Here is an 8,312-nt window from a genome sequence, read left to right as displayed (position 1 = left end):
CCCCCCCCCCCCCCCCCCCCCCCCCCCCCCCCTTTCTTCATGCAGAGGGCGGCATACGTGGTACATCGGTGTCTGGAGTCCAGTCGTGTGCTCCTCCGATCTGCGCATGTCGAGGTCTCCGTCCAACGGGCGGAGCGCGAACGCGTCGCGGCGGAGGCAGCCAAAGCGGACCGGGAGGAGCGGCTGGCGCGCGAGCGCGGCAGCGGCCGCGACCTCAAGGCCGAGCTGGACAAGCTCACCGACTCCGTGCACCGGGGCGAGGTGCTCGGCGCGGAGAAGCGCATGCGCATCGAGCAACTGGAGACCAAGGCGCTCGAGGAACTCGGCGTCGAGCCGGCCGGACTCGTCACCGAGTACGGGCCCGATCAGCCCGTGCCCCCGTCGCCCGCGGCGGAGGGCGAGACGCTGCCCGAGGACCCCGAGCACCCGCGCAACAGGCCGAGGCCCTTTGCGCGCGGCGAGCAGGAGAAGCGCCTCAGGGCGGCGGAACGCGCCTACCAGCAGCTCGGCAAGGTCAACCCGCTCGCCCTCGAGGAGTTCGCGGCGCTCGAGGAGCGGCACAACTTCCTCTCCGAGCAGCTGGAGGACCTGAAGAAGACCAGGGCCGACCTGCTCCAGGTGGTCAAGGAGGTCGACGAGCGCGTCGAGCAGGTGTTCACGGAGGCCTACCGGGACACCGCCCGCGAGTTCGAGGGCGTCTTCTCCCGGCTCTTCCCGGGCGGCGAGGGCAGGCTGCTGCTCACCGACCCGGAGAACATGCTCACCACCGGCGTCGACGTGGAGGCGAGACCGCCGGGCAAGAAGGTCAAGCGGCTCTCCCTGCTCTCCGGCGGCGAGCGGTCGCTCACGGCCGTCGCGCTCCTCGTGTCGATCTTCAAGGCGCGCCCCAGCCCCTTCTACGTGATGGACGAGGTCGAGGCGGCCCTCGACGACACCAACCTCCAGCGGCTGATCCGGATCATGCAGGAGCTCCAGGAGAGCTCGCAGCTCATCGTGATCACGCACCAGAAGCGGACGATGGAGGTGGCGGACGCGCTCTACGGTGTCTCGATGCAGGGAGACGGCGTCTCGAAGGTCATCAGCCAGCGGCTGCACTGACTGTCCGTGCGGGCCGTCGGGGAGCCCGGCGGTGTCCGAGGACCGTGGCCGTCGGCCCGATACTGGAATGGTTGCGACTCCGCTCCCCTCCTGAAGGAGGGTGCTTCCGACCCGGAGGTTGCGGTCCAGCCCGAACCGGTCCCTTGCGGGACGAGAGAAATGCACACGACCCCTCGCTAGGAGACTGATGGAACTCGTCATCCTTGTTGTCGTCATCGCCGTCGTCGTCATCGGCGGCCTCAGCGGGCTCGTGGTCGGCCAGAGCCGCAGGAAGAAGAAGCTGCCGCCACCCCCGCCCGCCGCGCCCACCATCACGGCCCCGCCGGCCGAGCCGCACGTCGGCGACGAGGCCGAGACCCCGCGGGACGAGGAGCGCCGCACCATCGAGGAGGTCGGCCTCCCCGGCAAGGAGGACGCGGCCGAGTCCCCGGTCGCCGTCGAGGACCCGGTCGTCGGGCTCGCCCCGGCCCCGGAGATCGAGGTGCCCGAGCCGACCGCGGGCCGCCTCGTGCGGCTGCGCACGCGCCTCGCGCGCTCGCAGAACTCGCTCGGCAAGGGGCTGCTCACGCTCCTGTCGCGCGAGCACCTCGACGAGGACACCTGGGAGGAGATCGAGGACACGCTGCTGACCGCCGACGTCGGCGTGCAGCCCACCCAGGAGCTGGTGGAGCGGCTGCGCGAGCGCGTCCGCGTCCTCGGCACGCGCACCCCAGAGGAGCTGCGCACCCTGCTGCGCGAGGAGCTGGTCACGCTCGTCGGCGCCGACCTCGAACGCGAGGTGCGCACCGAGAGCGGCCTCGACACCCCGGCCGTCGTGATGGTCGTCGGCGTCAACGGCACCGGCAAGACCACCACGACGGGCAAGCTGGCCCGGGTCCTGGTCGCCGACGGCAGGTCGGTCGTGCTGGGCGCCGCCGACACGTTCCGCGCCGCCGCCGCCGACCAGCTGCAGACATGGGGCGAGCGCGTCGGCGCCAGGACCGTGCGGGGGCCCGAGGGCGGTGACCCCGCGTCGGTCGCGTTCGACGCGGTCAAGGAGGGGATCGTGGAGGGCGCCGACGTCGTCCTCATCGACACCGCCGGCCGCCTGCACACCAAGACCGGCCTGATGGACGAGCTGGGCAAGGTGAAGCGGGTCGTCGAGAAGCACGGGCCGCTGGACGAGGTCCTGCTCGTGCTCGACGCCACGACGGGGCAGAACGGCCTGGTGCAGGCCCGGGTGTTCGCCGAGGTCGTGGACATCACCGGCATCGTGCTGACGAAGCTCGACGGCACGGCGAAGGGCGGCATCGTGGTGGCCGTCCAGCGTGAGCTGGGCGTGCCCGTGAAGCTCGTGGGCCTGGGGGAGGGCGCCGACGACCTGGCGCCCTTCGAGCCCGAGGCGTTCGTCGACGCCCTGATCGGCGAGTGACGGCGCGCGGAGAGTGAGCCTCACCGGACGGTGAGGCGGAGGGCGGGCGGCCGGGAGGCTGCCCGCCCTCCGCGCGTCCGTGCCGTCGTACGGCGCGTGCGGTTGCCGGGGCGCGCGCGGCCGGTGGGGGCGTGCGCCCGGTCAGCCGCTCCTGCGCGAGCGGCAGCGGCCCACGCGGTGGCAGATGTACGCGAGCGTCCCCAGCAGCAGGCGCGCGGGTGGCACGGCCGCGGTGTCGGGCGACGGCGGACGCAGCCAGCGGACCGGCCCGAGCGTCCCCATCGAGGAGGGCGGCGCCACGATGTGCGTGCCGGGGCCCATGCCCGCCAGGTCGAGGTCGGCGTCGTCCCAGCCCATGCGGTAGAGGAGGGCCGGCAGTTCGGCCGCGGCCCCCGGCGCCACGAAGAAGTACGCGCGCCCCGTCGGTGTCGCGAGCACCGGGCCGAGCGGCAGCCCCATGCGCTCCAGGCGGGCGAGCGCGTGCACCCCGGCGCCGAGCGCCACGTCGATCACGTCGAACCCGCGCCCGACGGGCAGCAGCACCGAGGCGCCGGGCACCTCGGACCAGGCGCGCGTGACCTCGTCGAGCGTCGCGCCCGCGCCGACGCCGGGGAAGAAGCCGAGCGGGTGCGCGCCGGGGGCGGCGCAGTCCGCGTCACCGCAGGAGCAGGCGCCCGCGGGGGAGGCGCGCACGCCCGCCGTCACGTCCCAGCCCCACAGACCCGTGTACTCGGCGGCCGCCGTGCACTCCGTGGCGCGACCGCGGCGGCGCGACGCCGACCGCAACTCCCGGATGTCCCGGATACCGCCGATGGTGAAGCCCATGCCCCCTCCAACGGGTCGAGCGCGCCAGTGGTTACGAATCGAAGTCTGCCCGTGACACTCCGTCGTCGACGGGGGGCCGGTGCGGGCGTGAGGGAGCAATGGGGGTGGTGCGGCCCGATTCGTACGCCCCGGCGCACTCCACTCGCATCGTCCCTGACCGCCGCCTGTCAAGTGAATCGCGTTCCGTGTGCCGCGAGTTCATTCGAAGGGGTGGCGAATGGTGGCGTTTGTGGAATCCCCTAGCTGGAGGCGTGATCGTAGGATTACTTTCGGTGCACGAGCCGGGGAGGTGAAGCGCTCCCGCGGGTATGCCGGAGGCACTTCGGGTATCTGTTCGACGGGTGAAATCGGCGGACGGGCGCCCGCGGGGCACGGCATTCTTGCAGGGGCTCGATTCTTGCAGGGCTCGCGCGGGGTATCGAGCGGATGGGGGCGTTCCAGGTGAGCGGCAGCGGCGCAGACGAGTCGGGCACGGGCAAGCGCCCGAACGAGCCCCTCGGATCGTGGTTCGCGCGCAGCGGCCTGTCCAAGGGCGAACTCGCGCGCCAGGTCAACCGCAGGGCGCGCCAGATGGGCGCCCATCACATCAGCACCGACACCTCCCGCGTGCGGCGCTGGCTCGACGGCGAGCAGCCGCGCGAACCCATCCCGCGGATCCTGTCCGAGCTGTTCTCCGAGCGCTTCGGCTCCGTCGTCGCCGTCGAGGACCTTGGCCTGCGCTCCGCCCACCAGTCGCCCTCGGACGCCGGCGTCGACCTGCCCTGGGCGGGGCCCCAGACCGTCGCCATGCTCAGCGACTTCTCCCGCAGCGACCTCATGCTGGCACGCCGCGGCTTCCTCGGCTCCTCGCTGGCGCTCGCCGCGGGCCCCGCCCTCGTCGAGCCCATGCAGCGCTGGCTCGTGCCGACGCCGGGCGGCGGCGAGGCCCCCGGGTCCGGCCGGGCCGCGTCCGCCGCGCGCCGCGCGCCGCGCCTGTCGGGCCCCGAGCTCGAGCTCCTCGAGTCGACGACGGCCATGTTCCGCCTCTGGGACGCGCAGTGCGGCGGCGGGCTGCGCCGCAAGGCCGTCGTCGGCCAGCTCCACGAGGTCACCGACCTGCTCCAGGAGCCGCTGCCCGCGGCCGTGTCGCACCGCCTGTTCACCTGCGCCGCCGAACTGGCCGAGCTGGCCGGCTGGATGAGCTACGACGTCGGCCTCCAGCCCAACGCCCAGAAGTACTTCGTGCTCGCGCTGCACGCCGCCAAGGAGGCGGGCGACCGCCCGCTCGGCTCGTACATCCTCTCCTCGATGAGCCGGCAGATGATCCACCTCGGCCGCCCCGACGACGCCCTGGAACTCATCCACCTCGCCCAGTACGGCAGCCGCGACTGCGCCACTGCGCGCACGCAGGCCATGCTGTACGCGATGGAGGCGCGCGCGTACGCGGGCATGGGCAAGCCGAGCAAGTGCAAGCGCGCCGTCAGGATGGCGGAGGACTCGTTCGCCGACGCGGGCCTCGACGGGGAGCCGGAACCCGACTGGATCCGCTTCTTCAGCGAGGCCGAACTCCACGCGGAGAACGCACACTCCTACCGCGACCTCGCCTTCGTGGCGGGCCGCAGCCCCACGTACGCGTCGCTCGCGGAGCCCGTCATGGAGCGCGCGGTCGCGCTCTTCCGCGAGGACGAGGACCACCAGCGGTCCTACGCGCTCAACCTCATCGGCATGGCCAGCGTCCACCTGCTCAAACGCGAGCCGGAGCGCATGGCGCGCCCGGCCGCGCAGGCCCTGGAGATCGCCCGCAAGGTGCGCTCGGAGCGCGTCAACACCCGGCTGCGCAAGACCGTGGACATCGCGGTCAGGGACTTCCCCGACGTTCCCGAGGTGGCACAGCTCGGCGAACTCCTCGGCCCCCGCTTCCCCGAACCGGCGGAAGCGGTCTGATACCCCGGCCGCGGCGCTCTCCCCGTAGCGCCCGACACGGCTCCCCCGCCGACAGGACAGCAGGGTGACGCCGCGGCCGGTCCCTGGAAAGCCGGTGCCTCCACCCCGCCCGTTCACCTCGCCGTAACACGCCGCGCCCCTTCGTCACCGCGCCGAAACACGGCACACGCCCGTCGGAAACGGGCCCGGGCGAGCCTACTGGGCACAGTCGGCCCGAACCGGACACCGGGCAGGGCCGATCCGACCGACGGAGGGGACGCCGGCCTTGAACGGTGCAGACACCGCGTTCGTCCTGATCAGTGCCGCGCTCGTCATGCTGATGACACCGGGCCTCGCCTTCTTCTACGGCGGCATGGTGCGCGTGAAGAGCGCCCTGAACATGCTGATGATGTCCATGATCTCGCTGGCCGTCGTCAGCGTGCTGTGGGTGCTGTACGGCTACACGATGGCGTTCGGCGACGACCTCGGCGCGGGGCTGCTCGGCGGCTTCGGCCACGCCGGCTTCCACGGCATCACGCCGCAGACGCTGACCGGCAAGGGCGGCATCCCCGTGCTCGCCTTCGCCTTCTTCCAGCTGATGTTCGCCGTCATCACCCCGGCCCTGATGAGCGGGGCGCTCGCCGACCGCGTCAAGTTCACCGCCTGGACGCTCTACATTGCGCTGTGGGTCACGTGCGTCTACTTCCCCGTGGCGCACTGGGTCTGGCAGTCGGGCGGCTGGCTCTACAAGCTGGGCGTGATCGACTTCGCCGGCGGCACGGCCGTCCACATCAACGCGGGCATCGGCGGCCTCGCCGCGGTGCTCGTGGTGGGCAGGCGCATCGGGTTCAAGAAGGATCCGATGCGGCCGCACAGCCTGCCCCTCGTGGTGCTCGGCGCCGCGCTCCTGTGGTTCGGCTGGTTCGGCTTCAACGCCGGGTCCGCGCTCGCCGCCGACGGCGCCGCGGCCAACATGGCCTTCAACACCCAGATCGCCGCGGCGGCGGCGATGATCGGCTGGCTCGCCTACGAGCGGCTCAGGCACGGGGCGTTCACGACACTCGGCGCGGCGTCCGGCGCCGTCGCCGGCCTCGTCGCCATCACGCCGTCGGGCGCGGCCGTGAACGCCTGGGGCGCGCTGCTGATCGGCGTCGCCGCGGGTGCCGTCTGCTCCTGGGCCGTCAGCCTCAAGTTCAGGCTGGGCTTCGACGACTCGCTCGACGTCGTCGGCGTGCACCTCGTCGGCGGGGTGATCGGCACGCTCCTCGTGGGCGTGCTCGCCACCGGCGGCGTCGGCGGCCTCGCCCAGCTGGGCAAGCAGGCCGTGGGGGCCTTCTCCGTCATGGCCTACTCGTTCGCGGTCTCCTGGCTGCTCGCGAAGCTCGTCGACAAGGTGATCGGCTTCAGGGCCGGTGAGGACGAGGAGGTCGGCGGCCTCGACATGTCCGTGCACGCGGAGTCCGCCTACGACTTCAGCGGCGTCGGCTCCGCGGCCGCCCGTAGTAGCGTGCCCGCGGCCGGCGCGGGTACCCACCCGCCGACGCCGCCGGCGACCAACCGGAAGGTGGACGCGTGAAGCTCATCACCGCCGTCGTGAAGCCGCACAGGCTCGACGAGGTCAAGGAGGCACTGCAGGCGTTCGGCGTGCAGGGCCTCACCGTCACCGAGGCCAGCGGGTACGGACGCCAGCGCGGCCACACCGAGGTCTACCGGGGCGCCGAGTACACCGTGGACCTCGTACCCAAGGTCCGCGTCGAGGTCCTCGTCGAGGACGAGGACGCCGAGCAGATCGTCGACGTCGTCGTGAAGGCGGCACGTACCGGCAAGATCGGGGACGGCAAGGTCTGGACCGTGCACGTCGAGAGCGCCGTACGGGTGCGCACCGGCGAACGCGGGCCCGATGCCCTCTGAGGAACGGGCCACGGGGGAGGCCCGGGACGGGGGCACTGGGTGGGGCGACGGCACCCGGCGGGGCGACGGCACCGGGCGGGAAGACGGCATCGGGCGGGGCGACGGCGGCTACGCGGCCGCCCGGCTGAGCCTCCTGACGGACGGGCAGCGGCCGGGCCCGCAGCGCCGTGCGGCCCTCGCCGCGATCACCGACGACTGGCTCGCGCCCCTGTTCGCACGGGCCGCCCGCGACACCGGCGTGCGGGACGCCGCCCTCGTCGCCGTCGGCGGCTACGGGCGCGGCGAGCTCTCCCCGCACAGCGACCTCGACCTGCTCCTGCTGCACGACGGCGCACCGTCCACTGCCGTCGCCGCGCTCGCCGAACGCCTCTGGTACCCCGTCTGGGACCTCGGCGTCGCGCTCGACCACTCCGTCCGCACCCCCGCGGAGGCCCGCAAGGCGGCCGCCGGCGACCTCAGGGTCCACCTCGGGCTCCTAGACGCCAGGCCCGTCGCGGGCGACAGCGGCCTCGTCGCGGCCCTGCGCACGACCGTCCTGTCCGACTGGCGCGCGGGCGCGGCCAGGCGCCTGCCTGAGCTGGCCGAGCTGTGCGCGACGCGCGCGCGGCGTCACGGAGAGCTCCAGTTCCTGCTCGAAGGCGACCTCAAGGAGGCACGCGGCGGGCTGCGTGACGCCACCGCCCTGCGCGCCGTCGCGGCGTCCTGGCTCGCCGACGCGCCCCGCGAAGGGCTCGCCGCGGCCCGCGCCCGGCTCCTCGACGTACGCGACGCCCTCCACCTCACCACGGGGCGCGCCACCGACCGGCTCGCCCTCCAGGAACAGGACGCCGTCGCGCAACGCCTCGGCGAGGCGGACGCGGACGCCCTGCTGCGCCAGGTCTACGAGGCCGCACGCACCGTCTCGTACGCCTCTGACGTCACCTGGCGCGAGGTCGACCGCGTGCTGCGCGCACGTGCGGCCGGGCCTCGGCTGCGCGCGCTGCTCGGCGCCGGCAGGGGGCGGGCGGCCGAGCGGGTGCCGCTCGCCGACGGCGTCGTCGAGCAGGAGGGCGAGGCCGTGCAGGTCGGAAGAGTACACGGAGGACACGCCGGCACCCACGTATCGCGCATGCCGTCGTCTACCTCTGAGGAGGGGGGGGGGGGGGGGGGGGGGGGCGGGGGGGGG

Annotated in this window: 6 protein-coding genes and 1 pseudogene; 6 read left to right on the top strand and 1 reads right to left on the bottom strand. The window is 73.4% G+C overall.

Annotated features, from left to right (window positions below; all coding sequences use genetic code 11):
- Positions 1-84: 84 nt before the first annotated feature.
- Both JFN87_RS30385 and ftsY read left to right on the top strand, forming a co-directional pair.
- Positions 85-1,098: pseudogene (locus JFN87_RS30385) on the top strand (AAA family ATPase); the annotation flags it as partial.
- Between the two features lie 187 nt (positions 1,099-1,285).
- The gene (ftsY, locus tag JFN87_RS30380; protein WP_209345299.1) at positions 1,286-2,509 is read left to right on the top strand and encodes a signal recognition particle-docking protein FtsY; all 1,224 of its coding nucleotides are present in this window, start codon (positions 1,286-1,288) and stop codon (positions 2,507-2,509) included.
- A 141-nt stretch (positions 2,510-2,650) separates the two neighbouring features.
- Here ftsY and JFN87_RS30375 read toward each other — a convergent pair whose 3' ends face one another.
- Positions 2,651-3,334 carry a bifunctional DNA primase/polymerase gene (locus tag JFN87_RS30375; protein WP_209345297.1) on the bottom strand — a complete coding sequence of 228 codons (684 nt, stop codon included), beginning with the start codon at positions 3,332-3,334 and terminating at the stop codon, positions 2,651-2,653.
- Positions 3,335-3,775: 441 nt separating this feature from the next.
- Here JFN87_RS30375 and nsdA point away from each other — a divergent pair, with 441 nt between their 5' ends.
- The 4 genes from nsdA to JFN87_RS30355 all read left to right on the top strand — a co-directional run.
- Complete coding sequence (nsdA, locus tag JFN87_RS30370) at positions 3,776-5,257, top strand: transcriptional repressor NsdA (RefSeq protein WP_209345295.1); 1,482 nt, start codon at positions 3,776-3,778, stop codon at positions 5,255-5,257.
- Positions 5,258-5,522: 265 nt separating this feature from the next.
- A complete protein-coding gene (locus JFN87_RS30365; RefSeq protein ID WP_209345293.1) occupies positions 5,523-6,812 on the top strand; it encodes an ammonium transporter in 1,290 nt (429 codons plus the stop codon).
- Positions 6,809-7,147, top strand: coding sequence for a P-II family nitrogen regulator (locus tag JFN87_RS30360; RefSeq protein WP_209345291.1), 339 nt, complete (start codon positions 6,809-6,811; stop codon positions 7,145-7,147). The genes JFN87_RS30365 and JFN87_RS30360 overlap by 4 nt, the downstream gene beginning before the upstream one ends.
- On the top strand, positions 7,137-8,312 hold a 1,176-nt coding region (locus tag JFN87_RS30355; protein ID WP_209345289.1), incomplete at its 3' end, for a [protein-PII] uridylyltransferase family protein. The genes JFN87_RS30360 and JFN87_RS30355, both read left to right, overlap by 11 nt.

This window comes from Streptomyces montanisoli, from assembly GCF_017813245.1.
GTDB classification, from domain to species: domain Bacteria; phylum Actinomycetota; class Actinomycetes; order Streptomycetales; family Streptomycetaceae; genus Streptomyces; species Streptomyces montanisoli.
The sequence above is the reverse complement of the archived record's forward strand: the minus strand, read 5'-3'. Positions and strand labels throughout refer to the sequence as shown.

Bases quoted from the DNA above. Each gene is read 5' to 3' on its own strand.
- ftsY (WP_209345299.1), top strand. From the start codon at position 1,286: ATGGAACTCGTCATCCTTGTTGTCGTCATCGCCGTCGTCGTCATCGGC.
- JFN87_RS30375 (WP_209345297.1), bottom strand. From the start codon at position 3,334: ATGGGCTTCACCATCGGCGGTATCCGGGACATCCGGGAGTTGCGGTCG.